Origin of the sequence: Polymorphobacter multimanifer (genome assembly GCF_014205635.1) — a bacterium.
GTDB classification, from domain to species: domain Bacteria; phylum Pseudomonadota; class Alphaproteobacteria; order Sphingomonadales; family Sphingomonadaceae; genus Sandarakinorhabdus; species Sandarakinorhabdus multimanifer.
The window spans coordinates 87,704-109,913 of record NZ_JACIIV010000013.1 but is presented as its reverse complement, the minus strand read 5'-3'; the positions used below and the strand labels follow the sequence as shown (position 1 = coordinate 109,913).

22 protein-coding genes are annotated in these 22,210 nt (G+C 67.2%); 6 read left to right on the top strand and 16 right to left on the bottom strand.

Features of this window, described 5'->3' with window-relative positions; all coding sequences use genetic code 11:
• Position 1 precedes the first annotated feature (1 nt).
• The 9 genes from FHS79_RS10305 to FHS79_RS10265 form a co-directional block, all read right to left on the bottom strand.
• Entirely contained in the window at positions 2-811 is an 810-nt protein-coding gene (locus FHS79_RS10305) for an enoyl-CoA hydratase family protein (protein ID WP_184199277.1), read from the bottom strand.
• On the bottom strand, positions 808-1,329 hold the full coding sequence (locus FHS79_RS10300; protein WP_243453468.1) for a MarR family winged helix-turn-helix transcriptional regulator: 522 nt from the start codon (positions 1,327-1,329) through the stop codon (positions 808-810). The genes FHS79_RS10305 and FHS79_RS10300 overlap by 4 nt, the downstream gene beginning before the upstream one ends.
• Positions 1,326-2,093, bottom strand: coding sequence for an SDR family NAD(P)-dependent oxidoreductase (locus FHS79_RS10295; RefSeq protein ID WP_184199274.1), 768 nt, complete (start codon positions 2,091-2,093; stop codon positions 1,326-1,328). The genes FHS79_RS10300 and FHS79_RS10295 overlap by 4 nt, the downstream gene beginning before the upstream one ends.
• 62 nt (positions 2,094-2,155) lie before the next feature.
• Positions 2,156-3,067 carry a LysR family transcriptional regulator gene (locus FHS79_RS10290; protein WP_184199271.1) on the bottom strand — a complete coding sequence of 304 codons (912 nt, stop codon included), beginning with the start codon at positions 3,065-3,067 and terminating at the stop codon, positions 2,156-2,158.
• 45 nt (positions 3,068-3,112) lie between these two features.
• Complete coding sequence (locus FHS79_RS10285; RefSeq protein WP_184199268.1) at positions 3,113-3,970, bottom strand: alpha/beta hydrolase fold domain-containing protein; 858 nt, start codon at positions 3,968-3,970, stop codon at positions 3,113-3,115.
• Entirely contained in the window at positions 3,970-5,478 is a 1,509-nt protein-coding gene (locus FHS79_RS10280) for an AMP-binding protein (RefSeq protein WP_184199265.1), read from the bottom strand. Before FHS79_RS10280 ends, FHS79_RS10285 begins: the two co-directional genes overlap by 1 nt.
• Complete coding sequence (locus FHS79_RS10275) at positions 5,465-6,637, bottom strand: thiolase family protein (RefSeq protein WP_184199262.1); 1,173 nt, start codon at positions 6,635-6,637, stop codon at positions 5,465-5,467. Before FHS79_RS10275 ends, FHS79_RS10280 begins: the two co-directional genes overlap by 14 nt.
• Positions 6,634-7,131, bottom strand: a complete 498-nt coding sequence (locus tag FHS79_RS10270) for an aromatic-ring-hydroxylating dioxygenase subunit beta (RefSeq protein ID WP_184199259.1) — start codon at positions 7,129-7,131, stop codon at positions 6,634-6,636. Before FHS79_RS10270 ends, FHS79_RS10275 begins: the two co-directional genes overlap by 4 nt.
• Positions 7,128-8,438, bottom strand: coding sequence for an aromatic ring-hydroxylating oxygenase subunit alpha (locus tag FHS79_RS10265; protein WP_184199256.1), 1,311 nt, complete (start codon positions 8,436-8,438; stop codon positions 7,128-7,130). The genes FHS79_RS10270 and FHS79_RS10265 overlap by 4 nt, the downstream gene beginning before the upstream one ends.
• A 144-nt stretch (positions 8,439-8,582) precedes the next feature.
• Between FHS79_RS10265 and FHS79_RS10260 the strand changes: the two genes are divergently transcribed.
• The 3 genes from FHS79_RS10260 to FHS79_RS10250 all read left to right on the top strand — a co-directional run bounded on the left by FHS79_RS10260 (position 8,583) and on the right by FHS79_RS10250 (position 11,015).
• Complete coding sequence (locus FHS79_RS10260) at positions 8,583-9,665, top strand: amidohydrolase family protein (protein WP_184199253.1); 1,083 nt, start codon at positions 8,583-8,585, stop codon at positions 9,663-9,665.
• Entirely contained in the window at positions 9,662-10,030 is a 369-nt protein-coding gene (locus tag FHS79_RS10255; RefSeq protein WP_184199250.1) for a metal-sulfur cluster assembly factor, read from the top strand. Before FHS79_RS10260 ends, FHS79_RS10255 begins: the two co-directional genes overlap by 4 nt.
• Before the next feature lie 364 nt (positions 10,031-10,394).
• Positions 10,395-11,015: a hypothetical protein gene (locus tag FHS79_RS10250; RefSeq protein WP_184199247.1), complete on the top strand. Its 621-nt coding sequence runs from the start codon at positions 10,395-10,397 to the stop codon at positions 11,013-11,015.
• Positions 11,016-11,184: 169 nt separating this feature from the next.
• Here FHS79_RS10250 and FHS79_RS10245 read toward each other — a convergent pair whose 3' ends face one another.
• The gene (locus FHS79_RS10245; protein ID WP_184199243.1) at positions 11,185-12,009 is read right to left on the bottom strand and encodes an alpha/beta fold hydrolase; all 825 of its coding nucleotides are present in this window, start codon (positions 12,007-12,009) and stop codon (positions 11,185-11,187) included.
• Between the two features lie 73 nt (positions 12,010-12,082).
• Positions 12,083-13,723: a class I adenylate-forming enzyme family protein gene (locus FHS79_RS10240; RefSeq protein WP_184199240.1), complete on the bottom strand. Its 1,641-nt coding sequence runs from the start codon at positions 13,721-13,723 to the stop codon at positions 12,083-12,085.
• A gap of 77 nt (positions 13,724-13,800) precedes the next feature.
• On the opposite strand from FHS79_RS10240, the gene FHS79_RS10235 reads away from it, so the two are divergent.
• The 3 genes from FHS79_RS10235 to FHS79_RS10225 are packed head-to-tail and all read left to right on the top strand — an operon-like array spanning position 13,801 to position 16,939.
• Positions 13,801-14,847, top strand: coding sequence for an NAD(P)H-dependent amine dehydrogenase family protein (locus FHS79_RS10235; RefSeq protein WP_184199237.1), 1,047 nt, complete (start codon positions 13,801-13,803; stop codon positions 14,845-14,847).
• Positions 14,844-16,007: a thiolase family protein gene (locus FHS79_RS10230; RefSeq protein ID WP_184199234.1), complete on the top strand. Its 1,164-nt coding sequence runs from the start codon at positions 14,844-14,846 to the stop codon at positions 16,005-16,007. Before FHS79_RS10235 ends, FHS79_RS10230 begins: the two co-directional genes overlap by 4 nt.
• Positions 16,007-16,939, top strand: coding sequence for an NAD(P)H-dependent flavin oxidoreductase (locus FHS79_RS10225; RefSeq protein WP_184199231.1), 933 nt, complete (start codon positions 16,007-16,009; stop codon positions 16,937-16,939). The genes FHS79_RS10230 and FHS79_RS10225 overlap by 1 nt, the downstream gene beginning before the upstream one ends.
• Here FHS79_RS10225 and FHS79_RS10220 read toward each other — a convergent pair.
• The 5 genes from FHS79_RS10220 to FHS79_RS10200 form a co-directional block, all read right to left on the bottom strand.
• Positions 16,936-17,784, bottom strand: coding sequence for a hypothetical protein (locus tag FHS79_RS10220; RefSeq protein ID WP_184199228.1), 849 nt, complete (start codon positions 17,782-17,784; stop codon positions 16,936-16,938). The two genes, FHS79_RS10225 and FHS79_RS10220, sit on opposite strands and share 4 nt — an antisense overlap.
• 80 nt (positions 17,785-17,864) lie before the next feature.
• A complete protein-coding gene (locus FHS79_RS10215; protein ID WP_184199225.1) occupies positions 17,865-18,635 on the bottom strand; it encodes a DUF2189 domain-containing protein in 771 nt (256 codons plus the stop codon).
• A 39-nt stretch (positions 18,636-18,674) separates the two neighbouring features.
• The gene (locus tag FHS79_RS10210) at positions 18,675-20,369 is read right to left on the bottom strand and encodes an AMP-binding protein (protein ID WP_184199222.1); all 1,695 of its coding nucleotides are present in this window, start codon (positions 20,367-20,369) and stop codon (positions 18,675-18,677) included.
• A gap of 29 nt (positions 20,370-20,398) precedes the next feature.
• Positions 20,399-20,887, bottom strand: a complete 489-nt coding sequence (locus FHS79_RS10205) for a nuclear transport factor 2 family protein (protein ID WP_341534438.1) — start codon at positions 20,885-20,887, stop codon at positions 20,399-20,401.
• Positions 20,884-22,107, bottom strand: a complete 1,224-nt coding sequence (locus FHS79_RS10200; RefSeq protein ID WP_184199219.1) for an acetyl-CoA acetyltransferase — start codon at positions 22,105-22,107, stop codon at positions 20,884-20,886. The genes FHS79_RS10205 and FHS79_RS10200 overlap by 4 nt, the downstream gene beginning before the upstream one ends.
• Positions 22,108-22,210: the final 103 nt, after the last annotated feature.

The following is a 22,210-nucleotide window of genomic DNA, read 5'->3' as shown; positions in this document are numbered from 1 at the left end:
GTCAATTGCCCTCGAACACCGGCGACCGCTTCGCCGCAAACGCCTCGAACGCGCGAACAAAATCCTGCGTCTTCATGCAGATCGCCTGCGCCTGCGCCTCCATCTCGATCGCCACATCAAGGCTCACCGCCCATTCCATATTGAGCTGCGTCTTGGTGATCCCATGCGCAAAGCCCGGCCCCGCCGCGAGGCTCGCTGCCAGCGCCTGCGCCTCGTCAATCAACGCGTCAGCCGCCACCAGCCGGTTGTGAAACCCCCAGCGCTCGCCTTCCTCGGCACTCATCGTCCGCCCGGTGAACAGCAGCTCGGACGCACGCCCCTGGCCGATGATCCGCGGCAGGATTGCACACGCCCCCATGTCGCATCCTGCCAGCCCGACGCGGGTGAACAGGAACGCCGTCTTCGTGCGCTCCGTCGCCAGCCGCAGGTCGGAGGCCATTGCCATGATCGCGCCGGCTCCCACGCACACGCCGTCCAGTGCCGCGACGATCGGCTGCGGGCAGCCGCGCATCGCCTTGACGAGATCGCCGGTCATCCGCGTGAACGCCAGCAGCTCGGGCATCGCCATCTTCGTCAGCGGCCCGATGATCTCGAACACATCGCCACCGCTCGAAAAATTGCCGCCCGCCCCGGTCAGCACCACCGCCTTCACCTCCGGCCAATAGACCAGCGCCCGGAACAGGTCGCGCAGCTCGGCATAGCTCTCGAAGGTCAGCGGGTTCTTGCGCTCGGGCCGGTTCAGCGTGATCGTCGCCACGCCGTCCGCCAGCCCCCAGCCAAAATGCCGCGGCGAAAAATCCGCCGCACTCACTGGTCGAACTCCGTGCCCGCCGCCGCAATCGACGCCTGCAGCCCGCCCAATTGCTTGAGCAGGGCGGCCCTGTCGGGCCCGGTCAGCCCCCCCAGCAACTCGGCAATCCAGCCATGATGCGTCGCTGCCATCGCCCGGAACCGCTCACGGCCCTCGGGCGTCAACTGCACGATCGCCGTCCGCCGGTCCCCCGGTGCATTCGACAGCCGCACGTCGCCATCGCGCACGAGCGTCTGTACCAGCCCGGTGATGTTGCCGTTGGACACCAGCAGCGCCCGACCAAGCGCGCCCATACTGAGGCCCTGTTCGGCACGGTCGAGCGCGGCCAATATGTCAAAGCGCGGCAGCGTCGTCTGAAACTGCTCCGCCAGCCCGCGCCGCACCCGCTTCTCGATCACCATCGTGCAACTGAGCAGCCGCAGCCAAAGCCGCACCGCCTCGCGCGTCTCGGAATCGAGTGCTGCATCCCCCAATTCGCCATCATGCTTTTCGCGGAACGTCACAATGCTATCGGTCACATGATCTCTCCGCCTGCCACGATAATGCTTTGTCCGGTGATGCTGCGACTGTCCGTGCACGCCAGCCACGCCACCGCGCGCGCCACCTCCAAAGGGTCGATCAGCCGTCCCTGCGGGTTGAACCGCGCCAGCTCGGCGCGTGCCGCTTGCGCCGACCGCCCGGTCTTGCCGCTGATCGTCGCCACCGCCTCGGCCACGATGTCGGTATCGGTAAAGCCCGGGCATACGGCATTCACCGTCACCTTCGTCCCCGCCAGTTCCATCGCCAGCGACCGCACCAGCCCGATGGCGCCATGCTTGGCGGCACTATAGGCCACCGAAAAACCATAGCCCTTCAGTCCCGCGGTGCTCGCCACCACCACCAGACGCCCTGCCGGGCTCGCCAGCAGGTCGGGGAGGGCGGCCTGTGCGCAATCATGCACGGCATCGAGGTTGACCGCCATCATCCGTCGCCACACCGCCCGGCCTTGCGCCGCGAAGCGCCCGCTCTCCGCCGCCCCCGCATTGGCCACCAGGATGTCGATCGGCCCCCGCGCCGCCCGCGCCGCGCAAAAGGCGGTGTCGATGCTCTCGGGGCAGGTCACATCGCCCGTCACAAAACCGGCGTCGGGCAATCCCTCCGCCACCGCCCGCAGCGGCCCCTCGCGGCGCCCCAGCAGCGTCACCCGGCAACCCTCGGCGGCAAGGGCCGTCGCAATCGCAGCACCGATGCCGGTGCCACCACCGGTGATCAGCGCATGGCGGGGAGAAGCAGCCTCGGGCATCAGCGACTCGATAGTTTCAACTTGGACATTTTATAGTTGAAATATCGTCCCGCGCCAACCGGTCAGTTCGCCGGCACCTCGCCTGCGACATCCTTGAGCCGGTTGATGAAGCGCCGCACCGGGGCCAGCATCACCCCGCGCCGGCGATAGGTCACCCCCACCAGCACCGGCGGCCAGATCGGCTCGGCCAGATCGAGCGGGACCAGATGCGCAAAGTCGGGATCGAGCGAAATCAGCGCGGCCGGCAGATAGCTCAAATAGCTGCTGTCCTTCAGAAGCGCCGCCATGAACACCGAGCTTCCAGTCCGCACCGCCACGCGCGGCGGTGCCAGCCCTTCGCGGCGCAGGCTGCGCACCAGCCGCTCGCCCTCGGGCTCATTGCCTTCGGGCAGCACCCATTGGCATGCCGCCAGCGCCGCCAACGCGATCCGGCGCTCGGCTACCAGCGGGTGCTTGGCATCGGCCACCACCACGATCCGGTCCTGCAGCACCGCCTCATGGCGCATGTCGTCGGGAAGCTGGTCGGGGTTGGTGCTGCCCACCATGATGTCGATGTCCCCACGCCGCAGCGAGGCCATCAGCTCGTCCTTCAGCCCCTGGCGAAAGCTCACCGAATTGCCCTCGGCCTGCGCCATGAAGCGCCGCACCGCCTGCGGCAGCAGATAGCGCATCATCGTCGAGCCGGCCCCCACCCGCACCACACCGCGCCCGCGCCCGCGCAGCGCATTCAGCTCCTCCACCGCGCGCTCGAGCTCGGAAATGACAAGGGCGGCATAATCGAGGAACACCAGACCATATTCGGTCGGCGTCACCCCCGATGGATGCCGCTCGAGCAGCTGGCACCCCAGCGACCGCTCCAGATTGCGGATGCTTTTCGAAAGCGCCGGCTGGGTGATGTTCAGCTTCTCCGCCGCCTGGCCGAAGCTCGAGCAGCGGACGATCTCCTGAAAATGGCGAAGCTGGCGCAGTTCCATGGCTTGAGTGTCATTCCAATCAGGAATGATTGCAAGGCATATGTTTCAGGCTTCAACCATCGCCCGCTGCAGGAAGGCCCCCGCCTGCGCAATCGCCTGCGCCCCCTCGTCGATCTGCGCTGCAAACAGCGGCCAGACATGAATCATCCCGACCCACTCCTGGAACACCGTCCCCGGCACCAGCGCCGCCAGTCGCGCCGCATCATCGAACAGCGCCTCATCCGAGCCCACTTGCACCAGCACCGGTGGCAGTGCGTCCAGCGGCCCCAACAGCGGCGATGCACGCGTGCCGGCCGGGTCGGCATCCCCCAGATAGCGCGCCGCCACCGCATCCATCTCCGCCGGATCGACGAACGGATCGCGCGGACTCCGTGCGTTTATGCTCGGTGCTGTGTGTGTCAGATCGAGATACGGCGAAAGCAGCCACAAAGCCGCCGCCCCTGCCACCCGCTGCGCCGCCGCCAGCGCCAGATTGGCCCCCGCCGAATCCCCGCCAATCGCCACCCGCCCAGCATTTGCCAGCCCCCAGCGCAGCGCCGCTTCCGCATCGTCATGCGCGGCGGGATAGCGATGCTCGGGCGCCAGCCGATAATCCGGCGTCAGCACCGCACAGCCGTTAGCCGCCGAAACCCGCGCGGCAAACGCCCGGTAGCTCGCCGCCGACCCGAGCGCGAACTGCCCGCCATGCAACCACACCAGCAGCCGCCCAGGGTCCGCCCCCGCCGCCATCACCAACTCGCCGGACAGGGCAGGGCCGATCGCCACCGTCTCCACCCGCGTCTCCTTCGGCGGCACATCCCGCGCCATCATCGCCTCGAACCCGGCGCGCCGGGCTGCGAGCGGCGCATCCTTCGGCCGCCCCGCCAACATCGCCCGCAACGCCTCGACCTGCGCCAGTGACATCAGCCGGCCGCCGCCAGCGCTTTCAGCGCCTGCTTGTCGATCTTCCCCACCGCCGTCTTCGGCAGTGCGTCCAGCCGCACGAACCGCGCCGGATGCTTGTACTTCACCAGCCGCGCCGCCACCCACTCCGCCAGCGGCAGCTCCGCATCGGCACTGTAAAACGCCCAGAGCAGCTCACCCCGATACGCATCGGGCACCCCCACCGCCGCCGCCTCGCCTACGCCGGGGCACGCCATCAGCACCTCATCCACCTCGCGGGGATAGACATTGTAGCCGCCGATGATCGCCATATCCTTCTTGCGATCCTCGATGAACAGCCAGCCATCCCCATCGAGCCGTCCAATATCGCCGGTATGCAGCCACCCATCCCGCAGCGCCTCAGCCGTCGCTGCCGCATCGTCCAGATACCCCGCCATGATCTGCGGTCCCCGCACCCGCACCTCGCCGAGGTCGCCCGGCCCCAGCACCCGCACCCCCGTCTCGACATCGACGATCTGCACCTCGGTCCCCGGCACCGCCGGCCCCACACTCCCGAGCTTCTGCACCATCCCCGGACCGTGATACGTCAGGATCGGCCCCGCCTCAGACTGGCCATAGCCTTCAAGAACCGGCACCCCGGTCTGCGCCTGCCACCGCCGCAGCGTTTCGGCCGACAGCGGCGCCGATCCCGACCAGGCGCTCCGCAACGACGCAAGATCCGCCCCCGCCAGCCCGTCATACGCGAGCAGGCTGTTGAACACCGTCGGCCCCGCCGGCAACCTTGTGATGCGCTCGGCGGCAATCGTCTCCACCACCCAGTCGGGCCGGTAGCGCGGCAGGATGTGCAAGCTCCCCGCGCAATTCGCCGCCAGATGCAGCCCCATGGCGGCAGCAAAGCTGTGGAACAGCGGCATCATGCAGATCACCCGCTCATCCTGCCAAAGTGTCGGCAGCACCGCCTCGCGCTGCGCCACATTGGCGGCAATCGCGCGGTGGCTCAGCATCACCGCCTTGGGAACCCCGGCGGTGCCGCCGGTAAACTGCAGCGTCGCAATGCTGTCCGGATCGGGCGCCGGCAGGGCGGGCGCCACCCCCTGCAAACTCGCCACCCAGGCCGCCGCATCATCGGGCAACACCAGCAACGTGCCGTGGAACTCCGCCCCAAGTGCGGCCCGCAACCGCTCGGCCAGATCGACATGGGTAATCGCCACCGCCGTCCGCGCCACCGCCAGCATCTCCGCCAGCTCGCGCTCGGTATAATCGGGGTTGAGCGCACAAGCCTGCCCTCCCGCCGCCTGTGCGCCGAAAATCCCGATCGGCAGTTCCACACCGTTCCGCAGCAGCAGCACGACTGCCCGCCCGCGCGCCCCCGCCGCCACCAGCTGCGCCGCCAGGCTCGCCACGGCGGCAGCATAGCAGCGATAATTCAGCCGCACCGCCCCCGCCGCCAGCGCCAGCGCCTCGGGCGCCTGCGCCGCCGCGCGCGCCAGCAGCGCCAACGGGCTCGGCAGCGCCTCAGTGCCGTGCATCGCGCACCTCGAGCACCAGCGCCATCGCCGTATCCCCCGCCGCACACCCCTGGAACAGCCCCACGCCCCCCCCGCGCTCGGCCAGCGTCTCGATCAGCTCGATCGTGCAGCGCAACCCCGTCGGCCCCTGCGGATGCCCGAACACGAGGCTGCACCCGTTCACATTCATCCGCTCGAGCGGAAACCCCGTCTCATGCGCAAACACCAGATCATTCACCGCAAACGGATTGTGGCTCGTCACCGCATCCACCGCCGCCATTTCAAGCCCCGCCGCTTTCAGCGCACGCGCCGTTGCGGGTACGGGTGCGGCCGGCATCATCGCCGCCTCCACCCGCGCCGTGCCAAAGCCGAGCAGCGCCACCTCGATCTCCGGCCGCCGGCTCAGCGCCCGCGCCGCATCGCGCGTCGCCACAATCGCCCCCGCATTGCCATCGGCAGGGTGCGTCTGCCCCGCATAGGTCACGATGCCCCCCGGCTGCACCGGCCGCAGCCCCCGCACCTTGCCCGCATTGACCGGCTGCACCCCGAAATCACCCTCCAGATGCCCCTCCGGAAGCGCGGTCATCAGGAAGCTGCCATGAAACCCCCGCTCGCGGGCGCCATGATATTGCGCCAGCCGCATCAGCACGAGGTCATCCTGTGCCTCGCGCTGCAGCCCCCATTTCGCCGCCACATTCTCCGCCGTCTGCACCATCGCGCACTTCGCCCAGGGGTCAGCGGCAAAATTGTCGAGCACCCAATTCTCCACCTGCGCCGCCCCGCCCGGCCCATCGGACCGCGGGTAAACCAGCGTCGGCCCGTTCGACACCCGGTCCGCCGCCAGCACCAGCGCCGCCGTTGCCCCGCCGCCCGCAACCTCGGCCGCCGCCACCTGCAAGCACCGCGCCGAGGTGGCACACGCCTGCATGATGCTCGGCCCCGCCAGATGCGCCGCCCCCGCTTCCGCCGCCACCCACGGCAGCCCGTAAAAACTCCCCGGCTGCGGGACAGTGAACCCCAGCACCCCGAAATCGAGCGCGTCGGCGCCAATCCCCCGCGCCGCCAAGGCACCCCGCGCCGTGAACGCCGCAAAGCGCAGCGAATGCAGATGCGCCAGCGGCCCCTGCCAGCGCGCGAACGGCGTCGACCACCACGCCCCATAAGGCAGAAACGCGTTCAAAACGGCGCCGCCAGCGCGTTCATCGAGCCTTCGGCGTTCACCAGATCGACGCGCTTCAAGGCAATCCGCAGCCCGCTCCCGGTCGCCCGCAGCACATGCCGCACCCGCCCGCCAAACACCCGGCTATCCTCCTCGAAACGGTCGCGCCGCCGATATTCGAGGATGATCTGCGACGAGCTGGCATGCACCGTCCCGTCGTCATCCACCGCATCGATCCGCACCCCCGAAACCACATGCGCCGTGCGCGGGGAGGGCTCCGCCCCAAAGGCCCGCGGGTTGAGCAGCCGGTGCGTGCGCGCCGCCATCAACTGCTTGTCATCATTGAAGTGCGCCACCCCGTCCCCCGGCGTCGTCTGGTCCAGGCTTACCGGCACCCAATAGCGGCAATCGGGCGTGAACAGCGCCAGCCAGGCCTCGAAATCCTGGTCATCGAGCAGCCGCGCCTCATCCTCGATCAGCGCACGAACCCGCTCGCGCAAACCCGCGTCGCTCATGCCGCAGCGCCCATATAATCGGCCCATGCCGCAAACTGGTTGCGGATGAACGCCTCCGAGGTCGCCGGGCTGCGCGTCAACCCCGGCACTGCCTCGCGGTCCTCGCGCAACCCCCGGCTCATCGGCACCCATTCGCGCGCGTCAAACCCGTTGCCGTCCATGATCCGCTCATAAACTTCAAGATCATCGGCAATCACCGGCGACGCCGCACTGTTGGCGCCGGTGCAATATTCCACCGCGTTGCGATACGTCTCCTCCGGCGCCCCCGGCAGCCGGAAGGTATAGCCGATGATCTCGGTCAGATCGTGCCGCACCGGCCGCACGATCCGCACCGTCTGGTAACGCGCATGCCAGGTCGAGCTCGGGTAGAGCAGCATCAGATGCCGGTCGGTGCCCAGCACCCGCGCCGCCTTGTCGGGCCCATGATGCGCGATCAGCGCCTGCGCATAGGCGCTCTGCGTGTCCGCCGTGTAACTGGCCCCCATATGCCCGCCGATATAGCTGTGGCCGCGCGGCGTGGTCACCATGTCAAGATCCTGGAAAAACTGGATCGGCTTGCCGTTGGCGAGCATCATCCCCAGCGACGCCGCCAGTGGCTCGCCCTCCTCCAGCCCCGCCGCCACCGCCTTGGCCGAGACCACCGAGGCCGAATGCGCAAAGCCCGGATGGATGGTGTCATTGAGGTTCTCGAAGCTCAGCTTCCAGTTGCCGCGATAATGGTGGCGCAGCACATGCGGCGAACACACCACCTCGCCCGAAGGCGAGCGATCGACCAGATCATCGATCGACGTCGCCATATGCCCGAGAAACTCCACCAGCGGCACCGCCTCGGCGTCGAGCGTCCCGAACAGAAAGCCGCGATACGCCGCCACCCGCACCGGCTGCAGGTCATAGTCGCCCAGTTCCAGCACGCCCTCATAATTGCTCCGCTGCGGCACCCCGCGCAGCCGGCCATCGGCGGCAAAGTTCCAGCCATGATAGGGGCAGCTGTGCCCGCCGGGCGCCGAGCCGCGATCGAAGGCGCACAGCGTGGTTCCCCGGTGCGAGCAGCGGTTGGGAATCGCATGCACCGCCCCGTCGCGGTCCCGCGTCAGGATTACCTGGCGGCTGCCGATATGCCGCCGAACATAATCGCCCGCCGCCGGCATCTCGCTCTCATGCGCCAGATAAATCCAGGCGCGCGAAAAGATGCGCTCCATCTCCAGCCGGAAGATCTCGGCGTCGGTATAAACCGAGCGATGCACCCGCCCCGGCCGCACCAGCGCCGAAGGGTCCAAGCGGGGGGGAGAATTGAGCAAGGTCGCCATGCCGCCGACCATAAGCACGCCGCCCGGCCCGGCTAATCGCCCCGACCCTTGCCCCCATGCATTCCGGTTATCGGGCCGGGCGCCAAGGGGCTTGGCGGCAGCCCCCCCGCCCGCGCACTATGGTTCCACACCCCGGAGACACCCATGCCCGCTGCTCTCGACAATCTCCCGCCGCTGCCGGCCGACCTGTTCGTCATCGATGCCGTGGTCCATGCGCTCAACCTCGATCCCGCCAACATCGCCTCGCGCTACGGCGAGCAGCTCTGGCAGATGAGCTACGGCCTGCATTGCATGATGACCCCGCCCGATCGTCACGTCCCCCAGGCCACCTACATGACCGATATGGCCCCCGAAACGCTCGTCCGCACCATGTTCGAGGAGAGCGCCACGCGCATGGTCGCCACCCACACCCTCACGCTCGACAGCTGGTTCAAGGATGGCTTCGCCGCCCGCCACAAGACCGAGGCGATGGTGCGCGGCTGGCCCAGCCGCGTCCTCGGCTATGTCGGCGTCGACCCCAGCGGCGAGAAAAACGCTGTCCTCGACGATCTCGAAGCCCAGGTCGCCGCCCTGCCAAGCGCGGTCGGCGTCAAGCTCTACCCGCACCAGATGGACCCCTATCGCCCCTGGCGCACCGATGGCGAAGTGGCGAGCGCCGTCATCGCGCGCGCCCAGGCGCTCGGGCTGAAGTCGGTCGCCATCCACAAGGCGCTCCCCAACGGCTCGGTGCCGCTCGCCCCCTACCGCATCGGCGAGGATTTCGAGACCGCGGCCGACAATTTCCCCGGCATGGCGTTCGAAATCGTCCACTCGGGCATGGCTTTCATCGAGGAGACGGCCCTCGCCATCAGCCGCTTCCCCAACGTCTATGCCAATCTGGAAACCACCACGGCCCTCCTCTGGCAGGCCCCCGGCCGCTTCGAAGCCGCCCTGGCGCTGCTCATGCAATGGGGCGGGCCTGAGAAGTTGCTTTGGGGCACCGGCTGCACCGTCACCCACCCCCAGCACCTCATCGAGCTCATGTGGGCGTTCGCGTTCAGCGCGCAAACGCAGGACCGCCACGGCATTCCGCCGATCACCGACGCGGTCAAGCGCATGATCCTCGGCGAAAATTACGCGCGGATGCTTGGGCTCACCACCGCCACCCTCGCCGCCGCCCAGGCCGGTGACGCCTTCGATACAGGTGCCCCCCTCAAAGCCCCATGGTCGATCTGGACCGCCGCATGAGCCTCCGCCCCGCCATCGAAGCCACGCTTGCCCGCATCCACGATCCCTGCAGCGTCGCCGCCGGCCGCCCCCTTTCGCTCCCCGACATGGGCCTCGTCCGCGGCTGGAGCTACGCCGCCGGCACCCTCCACCTCCACCTCGCCGTCACCTTCGCCGGCTGCACCATGGCCCCCCACTTCGCCCAAGCCGCCCGCGAAGCCCTGCTCGCCATCCCCGCCATCGCCCACGTCCACGTCACCATCGACACCGATTTCGCCTGGACCCCCGACCTCATCCGCCACCCGGCCCCGCTGATGACAGGCATCCCGCAGGCGTGGCGGTCTACACCGCGCAAGGTAATCACCCACCCGTCGCCCCGGACTTGATCCGGGGCCCCGCTTCTCCAACGCTGCAATGCATTAGATCGCATCCCGATCGATTTGCTCCCCAAGCAAAGCGGTACCCCGCGTCAATCAGGCGAAGACGGTGGTTCTTGCTTCTGTTGCACTCCGCTCTGGGCAGGGTCGACGGCTCCAGAGCGCGGGCTGGATGGTGGCAGGAGCTGGCCGACGGACGGGCGGCAGCGGGCCTTCAACCTTAAAGCGGACGAGACTGATTAGAAACTCGATGGCCGAATTTGGGTAAAGCTGACATCGCGAAGAGTAGCATTGGTCCAGACGGTTGTATCTATGTATACGAAAAGTCATGGTTCGATAGTTAGTTGATTTGTGGAGGCGACGGAGGTCAAAGATGCCACACGTAGAACAACATCGCGGGCATATCATCGCCCGAGAAAAGCTACCGGACGATTATCCCACGAACGCTCACAGTGCGCAGTTTTGGGAGGAATTGGGCCGCACGGTGGCAGTTTTTGGCTTCCTAGAAGAGATGCTTGGCAAGGCGATATTTGCGCTCACGGGTATGAAGGAGTTCGATCCCGACGCAGACCCCGATGCTTTGAGCGAATGGATCAAGACGCTTGAAAAGACGCTGACCGATCAGCTTGGAGGTCTCCTCTTCGCATATAAGAAAGCGCTCGCCGAGAACGACAAAACTAAGGGGCAGGACTACGAAGGCCTCATCGATAACTTGATGAATGCGAAAGACATTCGGAACGTCCTTTGTCATGGTTCTTGGGGAAAGCCTGATGATCAAGGAAAGACGTTGCCTAAGTTCGTCAATCGTAAGCTGGCAGTCTTCGAGACCTTGGTCGACATTGACTTTCTTCGTGCTACCCGCAAGGCCGTTGTGGGCCTTGCTTGCGATGTCCTCGATACGGTGACTTCCCTTGGCTTTCAATTCCCTGGATCGGAAAGTCCTGGTCAGGTTATCTGGCCGAAGCAGATGAACCCTCCTCAGGGGGGCGAGTGACCATCCACATTTGCGACTAGCTCGCGCATGTTCGCAATTTGGTCGCTTTCGGTCATTACCGATATCGCCAAACTGCGTCCGCTTCGCTTGCATCGACCTCCGAAAATCATCCATCCCGCTTTTATCCACCACTCCCGCCAAGCCGTTCCCCAAGCCAAAAGCAGCGCCCTCAATCGCGCAAGAAGTCGATCAGCAGCGCATTCAGCGCCCCCGCATGCGTCGCGGCAAACCCATGCGGCGCTCCCTCCAGAACCTCCAGCCGGCTGCCCGGGATGAGCGCGTGTGAAAGCAGCGCCGACCCCTCGATCGGCACGATCCGGTCGGCATCGCCATGCGCGATCAGCGTCGGCACGTCGAACCGCGCAAGATCGGCGCGGAAGTCGGTCGTGCCGAACGCCATCACGCAAGCCTGTGTCGCCAGCGGGGAGGCCGCCCAGGCGATCCACTTGCTGAACGCGATGAGGTCGGCTCCATGCCCCGGATAGCCGGCGTCGCTGTTGTAGAAATTGGGAAAGAACTGGTCGAGAAAGCCGATCCGATCCGCCTTCAGCCCCGCCACCATGCCCTCGAACATTTCGCGCGGCGCGCCATGCGGATTGTCGTCGGTCTGGAGAAGGAAGGGCGGCACCGCGCCGAGCAACGCTGCCCTGGCAAGGCGGCCGGTTCCATACCTTCCGATGTAGCGCGCCACCTCGCCGCCCCCCATCGAGAAGCCGACCAGCGCCAGGTCGTGCAGGTCGAGTGCTGTCACAAGATCGTCGAGATCGGCCGCGAACACGTCATAATCATAGCCGCCGCCGGGCTTGCCCGAGTCGCCGAAGCCGCGGCGATTATAGGCGATCACGCGATATCCCGCATCGACGAGGGCTGCGATCTGCGCCTCCCACATCCGGTGGCTCAGCGGCCAGCCATGCACCAGCACCACCGGCCGGCCTTCGCCCTGCTCGACATAATGGATCTGCGTTTTGTCGGTGCTTGCGGTCACATAGGGCATGGTCTGCCTCCTTTTGAAAACGCCGCCATCTGGTCTGCCAAACATGACAGAAGCGTTGCACAGCCAGCCGCACTCACCCCATCCGCTTGACCACCTCCGCCCGCAGCACATCGCGCACCACCTTGTTCATCGCATTGCGCGGCAGTTTTTCCACCACCACGAGCCGTTCGGGGCGCTTGAAGATCGCGCAGCCCTTGCCCTCCAGCCAGGCGCCGAGTGACGCGATCGACGGCGTCGCCCCCTCGCGCGGCACCACCGCCACCGCCACGCGCTCGCCGAGCACCTCGTCGGGAATGCCCACTGTCGCCGCTTCGAGCAGGTCGGGCGCCCCCACCAGCAGATCGTCGATTTCGGCCGGCGAGATGTTCACCCCGCCGCGCACGATGATCTCCTTCGAGCGGCCCACAAAGCGGTAGAAGCGCGCCAGCTCACCTTCGCCGGCAATCTCGAACAGGTCCCCGGTGCGGAAATAGCCCTTGTCGTCAAAGGCGCGGGCGTTGAGCTCGGTGTCTTCCCAATAGCCCGAGAACACATTGCCCCCCGCCAGCCGCAACTCGCCGACCTGCCCCGGCGCCGTGATCTCCGCCTCGGTTGCCGCGTCGACCAGCCGCGTGTGCACCACCTCGCCGGTAATGCCCTTCTGGCCCGTGTGGACGAAATAGCGCGCGCGCAGCTCCGGGTCGGGCACATCGACCGGCCCGCAGAACAGCGAACACCCCTCGTTCGACCCGAAGATGTTGCAGATCTCGATCCCATGCTTGTCCCGCCACCCGCCGATCAGGAACGGCGAGAGCGGCGCCGACCCCGAGCCGATTGCCCGCAAGCTGGAAATATCGGTCGCCGCCAAAATCGCCGGCTGCATCAGCAACGCCGTCAGCACCGCCGGCGGCGCAATCGTGTAAGTCACCCGCTCGGCGGCAATCTGCTGTAAAAACAGCGGCAGATCGAAAGGATGATGCAGCACCATCCGTCCCCTGAGCCACAGCCAGGGCAGCATCATTCCGCCGATGGAAGCGATGTTCACCAGCGGGAAGGGGTTGAGGATCACATCGCCGTCCGCCATCCCCGCCGCTTCCGCCACCACCTGCGCGTTCAATATCCAGTGGTTATGGTCGCGCGGCACGCCCTTGGGGGCACTCTCGGTGCCGCTCGTCCAGCAGATCGTCATCACCTCGCCGCCCTCGGTCGGGTGTGCCATCACATAGTCGACAACCGGCGCGGGATCGCCCGCCGCCAGCTCATGCGCCAGCAGCACGCGCACGCCCAGCGCCGCCGCCATCGCCGCATGGTCATGCCCGCCGAACCGCTCAACCGTCACGAACGCCTTGGGGCGCGTCTTGCCGACGATATGCCCCAGCTCATGCGCGCGATATTGCATCACCACCGGCGAGATGATCACCCCCAGCCGCGCGCACGCCAGCACCAGCGCCACCGCATCCACCGTGTTGGGCAGCTGCGCCACCACCACATCGTCCTTGGCCAACCCGGCGCCCAGCAGGCTCCCCGCCACCCGCTCCACCCGGTCATGCAGCGCCGCCCAGCTCAGCCGCTCCGCCGGCCGGCCATCGAGCGCCTCGCGGTTAAGCGGATCGCACAGCGCCAGCTCGTCACCGCCGGTCAGCCCGACCTGCTGGAACAGCGCATCGACCGACCGGCCCTGCCACCAGCCGCGCGCTTCATAGTCGGCAATCCGCGTTTTCGACGTCAGATACATGCTGCTCTCTCCCCGCCACTTTCATAAGTCGACTCACTCGGGCAGACAATGCAAGGTGCAACCATGAGGGGCAAAGAATGATTCGCGCCATCCAATGGGCCACCGGCGCGCTCGGCCGCACATCGCTTCGCCGCCTCATCGACGCCCCGGATATCGAGCTCGTCGGCGTCCATGTCTATGGCGCCGCCAAGGCCGGTGTCGATGCCGGCACCATTGCCCGCCGCCCGCTCACCGGCGTGCTCGCGACCAGCGACATCGAAGCCACGCTCGCCACCCCGGCCGACATCGTCATCCACACCCCGCGCATCACGCTGCCCTATGATGCGCTCGCCGAGGATGTCTGCCGCCTGCTCGCCTCGGGCAAGAACGTCATCAGCACCGCGGGATTCCACTGGCCCGCCGCCCAAGGTGCGGCTTATGCCGACAAGCTCAAGGCCGCCGCCATCGAAGGCGGTGTCACCCTGGCGGGCATCGGCGTCTCCCCCGGCTTCGTCGTCGAGCGGCTGGCGCTCGGCGCCACGGCACTCTGCAGCCATGTCGAAAGCATCACCATGCAGGAAACCGTCGACGCCAGCGCGATGGCGAGCCCCGCCTTCGTCTTCGATCTGATGGGCCTCGGCTCCGATCCCGCCGCCGGAGACATTCGCCAAGGCCCGCTCGCCACGCTCTACACGGCGCTGTTCAGCGAGGTCTTCCACCACGCCGCCGCCGCCCTCGGCACCTCGCTCGACCGGCTCGATCCCGATCACGAGCTCACCCTTGCCCCGCACGACATGGCCATCGCCGCCGGCCGCATCGCGCAAGGCACCGTCGCTGCCACCCGCTGGCGCTGGACCGGCCACTACGGCAACGGCATTGCCCTCACCATGTCGATCCTCTGGACCGCCGACCGCGCCCTCCACGGCGACACTGCCCCCGGCCACTGGACCATCACCATCAAGGGCCGCCCCGATGTGCACATGACGCTCGACATTTCCGAGGCCGATCCCGCTGCCCCGCCCAGCCGCGCCCTCTCCGATGCCACCATCGCGGTCGCCCTCAACGCCATTCCCGATGTGCTCGCCGCCCCGCCCGGGCTGTTCGCGCACATGCCCGCCTCGCCCTGGAAGGGCCGTTTCGCATGACCGAAATCTTCATCCACGATGCCGTCCGCACCCCGCGCGGCAAGGGCAAGCCCGGCGGCGCCCTCGCCGGCATGATGCCCGAGGAGCTTGTCGCCGCCTGCATCGATCATCTCGAAGCCCGCGGCCGTCCGGTCCGCGCGCGTGCCGAGCGGCTCATCCTCTCCTGCGTTGGCCAGGTGGCAGCCCAGGGCGGCCATATCGCCATGGTCGCCAAGCTCAAGGCCGGGCTCCCCGCCACCACCGCCGCGCAGAGCCTCAACAATTTCTGCGCCGGTGGCCTCACCGCCATCGGCATCGCCCATGCCGCCGCCGACAGCGGCCAGAGCATCCACAGCCTCGCCGGCGGTGTGGAAATGCTCAGCCGCGTGCCCTTCATGGCCGACAATGCCGCCCATTATACCGCCACCGATCTTCCCGACCTCAGTCGCTACATCCCCGTCGCCCTCGCCGCCGACCTGCTGGCGCAAGCCGAGGGCATCACCCGTGCCGAGCTCGATGCCGTCGCTCTCACCAGCCAGTCCCGCGCCGCCGCCGCCCCCGCTGCAATGAACGCCTCGGTGGTCCCGATGGCCGGCCTCACCGCCGACGAAACCCCGCGCACCACCAGCGCCGCATCGCTGGCCGCGCTGCCGCCCGCCTTCCCCGGCCTCGCCGCGCAATATCGGTCGATCCTCGGCGATGCGCCCATCGATCATCGCCACACCATGGGCCATGCGCCACCGCTCGCCGATGGCGCCGCCGTCGCCCTCATCGGCCCCGCCGACGCCGCGCTGCCGCCTCCCCGCGCCCGCATCCTGGCCTTTGCCGAGGCCGGCGGCGATGTCCGCGCCTCGCTCACCGCCGGCTTCACCGCCATGGAGCGCGTCCTCGCCCGCACCGGCCTTACCCTCGAACAGATGGACGCCACCGAGTTCATGGAGGCCTTTGCCGTGACGCAAGCCAAATTCCTGCGCGATTTTCCGGTCGATCCGGCGCGGGTGAACATCGCCGGCGGCCATGTCGCGCGCGGCCACCCGATGGGCGCCACCGGCGCCATCCTCACCGCAACGCTGCTCGATGCGCTCGATCATGTCGATGGTCGCTACGGGCTGGTGGTGGCCAGCGGCGCGCAGGGCGTCGGCGTCGCGATGATCGTTGAACGCCTCGGGGAAAGGCTCTGATGCTCCGCAATATTCTCCACCGCCTGCGGCTGCCTGTGGTCGTCGCACCCATGTTCCTCGTCTCCGGCCCGGAGATGGTCATCGCCGCATGCAAGGCCGGGCTCATCGGCAGCTTCCCCGCCCCCAATGCCCGCACCGCGGCCGAGCTCGATGGCTGGATGGCGCAGATCACCGCCGCCGTCGGCGATGCCCCCTGGGCTGCCAACCTCGTCACCCACGCCAGCAATCCGCGGCTCTCCGAGGATCTCGCACTCGTCGCCAAGCACAAGCCGCCGATGGTCATCACGGCACTCGGCAGCCCGAAGCCCGCAATCGAGGTCGTGCACGGCTATGGCGGGCTGGTGTTCGCCGATGTCACCACCATCAGCCTCGCGCGCAAGGCGGCGGTGGTCGGCGCCGATGGCCTGGTGTGCGTGAGTGCGGGGGCAGGGGGCCACACCGGCCAGCTCTCGCCCTTCGCCTTCGTATCGGCGCTGCGCCAGTTCTTCCACGGACCGGTCTGCGTCGGCGGCGGCATCGCCGATGGTGCCGGCATCCTCGGCGCCACCGCAGCAGGCGCCGATCTCGTCTACATGGGCACGCGCTTCATCGCGGCCGAAGAAAGCCTCGCCCAGCCCGCCTACAAGGCCATGCTCGCCGATTGCGCGATCGACGATCTCGTCGTCAGCCCGGCCGTCACCGGCACCGCGGCAAGCTGGCTCAAGCCCAGCCTCAAGGCTGCCGGCTATGATCTTGAAAACCTGTCCGCACCCATCGCGCGCGATTATGGCGGCGACGTCCAGAAGCGGTGGAAAGACGTCTGGTCCGCCGGCCAGGGCCTCCACGCCATCCACGGCACCGAGCCACTGGCCATGATCGCCGACCAGCTTGTCCGCGAGTATGATGCAGCGCTGGCCGTCTCTGTGGCGAAAGCGAAGCTGTTCAGGCGCTAGGCGCCGGTCCTCGGCGTCAGCTGCAGCCACTGCATCAGCTCCGGCCGGCCTTCCGAGCAGAGCAGCCAGCGGTCGGTATCGGTCCAGCCCTGCAGTTCGGCAAAGCCCGAAAGATCGCGAGCACCCGTGCGGATCACCTTGATATCATGCGTTTGCGCGGCATCGGCACGCAATCCGGCCAGCTTTCGCGCACCATCCTTCACGGCCCAATCATGCACCTCGATGAAGATCATCGCGCCAGAGAAAGCCCGGAACACGTCGGCGGTGAGCAGCCCGAACTCGCCCCCCTCGATATCGACCAGCAGCACGGTTTGCGCGCGCTCGGCATCGCTCAGCCGGGTGTGGAAATCGGGCAGCGCCTCGCCCTCGATCACCACCCGCTCCGCCACGCCGTTGAGGGCGGCATTGCGGGCAATCACCTCGCGGCCCTTGGGGTTGATCTCGAAGCACCATGATGTGTCGAAGCGCCCGTTCAGCAGCATGCCGATCCCGTAATAGCCATCGGCCGCACCCAGATCGACGAACAGCCGATAGCGATCGGGCACCGCTATCAGCGCGTGCAACAGATCCTGCTCGTAAAGCCCCAGCAGCATCGCCGCGCGGTCGGCACCACCCCACCAGCTGTCGCCGGCCAGCTTCAGCCCCGCAAACGGCCCATGCGCAACGGTCGAACCGAAAATGCGCTCGATCCGGCGGGCGAGCACCACCCGCCGATCCTCGACCGGATCATGCACCCGCAGTCCCAGCTGCATTCGCAGCCAGAAGCGCATTGCCGCCCAGGCTTCATCACTGCCTTCATCGCGTGCAATCGCCCGGAACCGCGCAATTTTCTGCGAAACACTCAACGCCGATACTCTTGCAACAAGCAACGCCGCCACATGCCCGCTGCCGAAACCGAATGCAAATCGCGAAGCGCGTCCGCCGGTCAGCGCACCACGCGCCGATACAGATGCCAGGTGGCATGGCCAAGCACCGGCAGCACCACGAACAGCCCCAGCAGCAGCGGCAGCATCGCCACCACCAGCAGCACCGCGATCACCACCGCCCAGCCGAGCATCACTGCGGGGTTCGCGCGCACCGTCGCAAGGCTCATGATGATCGCGGTGATGAAGTCCACCTCGCGGTCGACGAGCATCGGCAGGCTCATCACGGTGATCGCGTAAAAGCCCAGCGCCATCAGCGCCCCCACCCCGCCGCCGAACGCCAGCATCATTGCGCCCGCCCGCGTGCCCAACGCCGCCAGCAAATCACCGCCCACAGCCGCATCGGCCATGAACACCGCGAAGATGCCGTGCGCCACCATCAGCCAGAAGGCGAACGCCACGAACAGGATCACTCCCATCGACAGGATCTGCTCGTCGCCGCGCCCGCGGACGGCGCCCAGCACCACCCCCCAGCCGAGCGGCAGCCCCAGTTCGCGGCGCCGGCTCACCTCATACAGCCCCACTGCCGCAAAGGGTGCGAGGATCGGAAAACCCGCCGCCGCCGATGCCAGCCACGAAAGCTCACCGCGCGTCACCAGCACAAAGCCGATCAGCAGCCCCGACACCACATGGATTCCGGCAAAGAACAGCCCATAGCCGGGGTGCGCGCGGTAATCGCGCCAGCCGGCGGCAAGGGCGGCTCGCAGGTCCGCCAATTGCAGATCATGCGATACCCTGGCAGGGGCAATCCTCGCCTGTTCGGTGGCAACCATGGCATTTCCCCCCCGGCAGACGCCGGTGCGGTTCCCATTCTACGCCACGCCAACCCCAACGCCTACAGGCTCGGCAAACAGCCGCTCCACCTCCGCCACCCGGCCATCGAGCACCGCGCGGCGGTTGATGCTGCCCTTGTCGCTCACCTCATGCGCATCGACGCTCGGCGGCCGTTCCAGCAGCAACACCCGCGCAATCCGCGAGCTGCCACCATGCGCCGCCGCGTTGAAGCCCCGCACCCGCTCCAGCACCATCTCCATCGTCGCCCCGCCCTTGGGCCATGCAAGAACAGCCAGATACGGCCGGTTGTCATCGGCGAGTACAAGGTCGCTCACCAGCCCGTCGAGTGCCCCCAGCAACTGCTCGCGGAGCTGCCCACCATAAACCCAGGCCCCCGACGCAAGCTTGAACTCCTCCGCCAGCCGCCCGGCAAAAGCCAGCCCCTGCCCGGGGTCGGCATCATCATGGAACACCGCCAGATCGCCGGTCCGATAATAGCCCTCGTCATCGAATACCGCTGCATTCTTCACCGGGTCATCGAGATAGCCCTTCATCACATTGGGCCCGCGCAGCCGCACCTCATAGCGCGCATCATGCGGCACCAGCTTCACCTCGAGACCGGGGGCCGGCAGCCCGATGCCGACCTTGGTCGTGGGGAAGTGGATCACCATGCACCCCGTCACCGTCTCGGTCATGCCATAGCCGGTGGTCATGTGGATGCGGTGGCCCGTCTCGGCGATGGCATGCGCCTGCAGGCGATCATACACCGCCTGCGGCAGCCCCGCGCCGCCATAGAGCATCAGCCGCATGTCCTTGAAAAAGCTCTTCCGCAGCACCGGATCAACGTCGAGCGCATCGACCAGCATCGCATAGCCGCTCGGCACATTGTTGAAATAGGCCACCGACACCTCGCGCAGATTGCGGATCGTCGTGTCGAACAGCCCCGGCATCGGCTTGCCATCATCGACATGCAGCGTGCCGCCTTCAAGCAGCGTGCACCGCAGCACCGAAGCACCGGCGGCATGGTGCCAGGGCAGCCAGTCGAGCATCGTGCCCCCCCAGTTCGCCGCCTGTCCGATGCTGGCAATCGCCTGCGCGCCGCCCGCCGCGATCATCGCCAGCGTCTGCGGCACCACCTTGGGCAGCCCGGTCGAGCCCGAAGTCAGCATATAGCTCGCCACCGCTTCCACGTCGCGGGCCTCGATGCTCAAATCCACCATCGCGGTCGGCTCGCAGGTCACCGCCTCGCCAAAATCCGCCACCAGCATGTCGGGGGTCCGGCACGCCGCCACCGCGGCCTGCAGGGCCGGGTGCGGATCGGCATAGATCATCGCCGCCCCGGTCTTGGCGATCACATGCTTCAGCCGCGCAAAGTCACCCCCCGCCAGCCCATAGGCCAGCCCCACCGGCGTGTGGATCGCCCCGCTGGCATAACAGGCGAACACCCAGACCGCGGCGGGCAGCGTGTTCCCCGCCATCACGATCAGCGGCCGCCCCGCCATCTTGTTGGCGATCAGATATTGGGTTGCAGCGCACACCAGCCCGGCAAACGTGGCATAGCTCACCGAAGTCCAGCCGTCTCCATCGCGGAAGCGCAACGCCGCCGCCTCGCCCTGGGTCTCGGCGCGCGCCATCAGCGCCGCCGCCAGATTGGCCTCGTGCGGCGGCAGCGGCACGCGGCTCTTCAGCCAGACAATGCCCCCCTCCCGCCGGACATCGAGGTCCACGGGCATGAACTTCGCCTCACGAAAAGGAACGTCGCTCACCTTTCCGCCAGCGCCTTCACATGCGCCGGCAGCGGCTCACCCAGCCGCTGCCGGTCGATCGTCCCATAGTCGACATAATCCCGCCAGCCGGTGATCAGATCGCCCTTGAACTCGATCACCCCCACATAAGGTGCGGTGATCGTCTTGCCGCTCACATCATCATACTCATCCACGCCCTCGACAAACAGCCGGTCGGCCGTTTCGGAATGGTGGATGATCCGCCAGCGCACGCTTCCCGGCTTGTCCGAAATATTGGCACCAAACGCATCGAGAAACTTCGACGCCGCCGCCTTGCCCATCAGCGGCGGCTTGGCGGTCGCCGCCATGTGCCAGACGATGTCGTCATCCATCTTCGAAAGCACGAAAGCCTTGTCCTTCTTGCCCCAGGCATCGATCACCGCCTTGAACTGCTCATACCGCTTCATGTCCTGCGCTCCCGCACTCGTTGCCATCAGTAAAGCGATTGCCGCCGCAAAAAACTTCACGCCCCCCGCTCCACGACAAAGCTCACCGTCGTCGTCGTCGAGCCGCCAATGTTGAGCGTCTGCATCCGCTGCGCCCCCTCCACCTGGTAATCGCCGGCGGTGCCTGTCACCTGCTTGGCGGCATCGAGCACCATCCGCACGCCCGTCGCCCCCACCGGATGCCCAAGCCCGATCAGCCCGCCCGAGGGGTTCACCGGGCAGCGCCCACCCATGGCAATCGTGCCGTCCTCCACCGCCTTCCACGCCTCGCCGGGCGCGGTCAGCCCGAGATGGTCGATCGCCATATATTCGGTCACCGTGAAGCAATCATGCGTCTCCACCGCGTCGATGCCGTCGAGCTCCACCCCGGCCCGCGCCCGCGCCTCCAGCACGGCACGCCGCACCTGCGGAAACACATAATCCTCGCCCGCACTGGCGCGCATCTTGGTCGACTGCGAGATCGGCGCCGAGCGATGCCCCCAGCCCGAAATGCGCGGCAGGTCCTCAAGGCTCAGGCCCCGCTTCGCCGCATATTCCGCCGCGCGCTCGGCCGAAGCCAGGAACACCACCGCCGTCCCATCGGTCACCTGCCCGCAATCCATCTTGCGCGTGCGCCCCTCCACCACCGGGTTGGCGTCGTCATTCGCCGTGAAGCTTTCCGGCGTGAACGCCCAGGCGCGCGACTGCGCATTGGGGTTGCGCTTGGCATTGCCGAAGTTGATCTCCGAAATGCCCATCAGATGCTTGTAATCGAGCCCGTAGCGCCGGTCATATTCATCGGCCAGGTCCGAAAACGCTCGCGGCCACACATAGCGCGCTTCGCTGAATTCATGCCCCGTCCAGGCCGCAGCGCCCAGATGCTCGGCCGCCTGCTGCCCCGGCACATTGCGCATCTGCTCAAGCCCGATCACCGCCGCCAGCCCATAGCGCCCGGCCTCGATCTCCGCCGCCGCCGCCAATATGGCGATGCTCCCCGAAGCGCAGGCTGCTTCATGCCGCGACGTCGGCAGCCCATCGAACGCCGGATCGACCTGGCCGAAAAACCCGCCAAGCAGCCCCTGCCGCGCAAACAGTTCGGCCACGAAATTGCCGACATGCCCGGTCTCGATCTCGCTCGCATCGAGCTTCGCCGCGTCCATCCCCTCGCGCAGCGTCACTGCAAAGGCATCGGCAATCTCCATGCCCTGCCGGTCCCAGTTCGCCGCAAAATCGCTCTGCCACCCGCCCAGCACATAGACCATGGCGCTTCTCCCCGGATATTGTTGGTTCGGTTATACAAGCGATTGCATGTAGCGCAAACCCTTCCCCTCTCCCGCATCGCGGGAGAGGGAGGGGCCCGCCCGC

Coding starts and splice junctions, on each gene's coding strand:
- FHS79_RS10280 (WP_184199265.1), bottom strand. CDS start 5,478: ATGCACGGCACTGAGGCGCTGCCGAGCCCGTTGGCGCTGCTGGCGCGC.
- FHS79_RS10265 (WP_184199256.1), bottom strand. CDS start 8,438: ATGGCGACCTTGCTCAATTCTCCCCCCCGCTTGGACCCTTCGGCGCTG.
- FHS79_RS10285 (WP_184199268.1), bottom strand. CDS start 3,970: ATGTCACTGGCGCAGGTCGAGGCGTTGCGGGCGATGTTGGCGGGGCGG.
- FHS79_RS10260 (WP_184199253.1), top strand. CDS start 8,583: ATGCCCGCTGCTCTCGACAATCTCCCGCCGCTGCCGGCCGACCTGTTC.
- FHS79_RS10215 (WP_184199225.1), bottom strand. CDS start 18,635: ATGGTTGCCACCGAACAGGCGAGGATTGCCCCTGCCAGGGTATCGCAT.
- FHS79_RS10245 (WP_184199243.1), bottom strand. CDS start 12,009: ATGCCCTATGTGACCGCAAGCACCGACAAAACGCAGATCCATTATGTC.
- FHS79_RS10295 (WP_184199274.1), bottom strand. CDS start 2,093: ATGCCCGAGGCTGCTTCTCCCCGCCATGCGCTGATCACCGGTGGTGGC.
- FHS79_RS10270 (WP_184199259.1), bottom strand. CDS start 7,131: ATGAGCGACGCGGGTTTGCGCGAGCGGGTTCGTGCGCTGATCGAGGAT.
- FHS79_RS10240 (WP_184199240.1), bottom strand. CDS start 13,723: ATGTATCTGACGTCGAAAACGCGGATTGCCGACTATGAAGCGCGCGGC.
- FHS79_RS10290 (WP_184199271.1), bottom strand. CDS start 3,067: ATGGAACTGCGCCAGCTTCGCCATTTTCAGGAGATCGTCCGCTGCTCG.
- FHS79_RS10225 (WP_184199231.1), top strand. CDS start 16,007: ATGCTCCGCAATATTCTCCACCGCCTGCGGCTGCCTGTGGTCGTCGCA.
- FHS79_RS10230 (WP_184199234.1), top strand. CDS start 14,844: ATGACCGAAATCTTCATCCACGATGCCGTCCGCACCCCGCGCGGCAAG.
- FHS79_RS10235 (WP_184199237.1), top strand. CDS start 13,801: ATGATTCGCGCCATCCAATGGGCCACCGGCGCGCTCGGCCGCACATCG.
- FHS79_RS10255 (WP_184199250.1), top strand. CDS start 9,662: ATGAGCCTCCGCCCCGCCATCGAAGCCACGCTTGCCCGCATCCACGAT.
- FHS79_RS10210 (WP_184199222.1), bottom strand. CDS start 20,369: ATGCCCGTGGACCTCGATGTCCGGCGGGAGGGGGGCATTGTCTGGCTG.
- FHS79_RS10250 (WP_184199247.1), top strand. CDS start 10,395: ATGCCACACGTAGAACAACATCGCGGGCATATCATCGCCCGAGAAAAG.
- FHS79_RS10200 (WP_184199219.1), bottom strand. CDS start 22,107: ATGGTCTATGTGCTGGGCGGGTGGCAGAGCGATTTTGCGGCGAACTGG.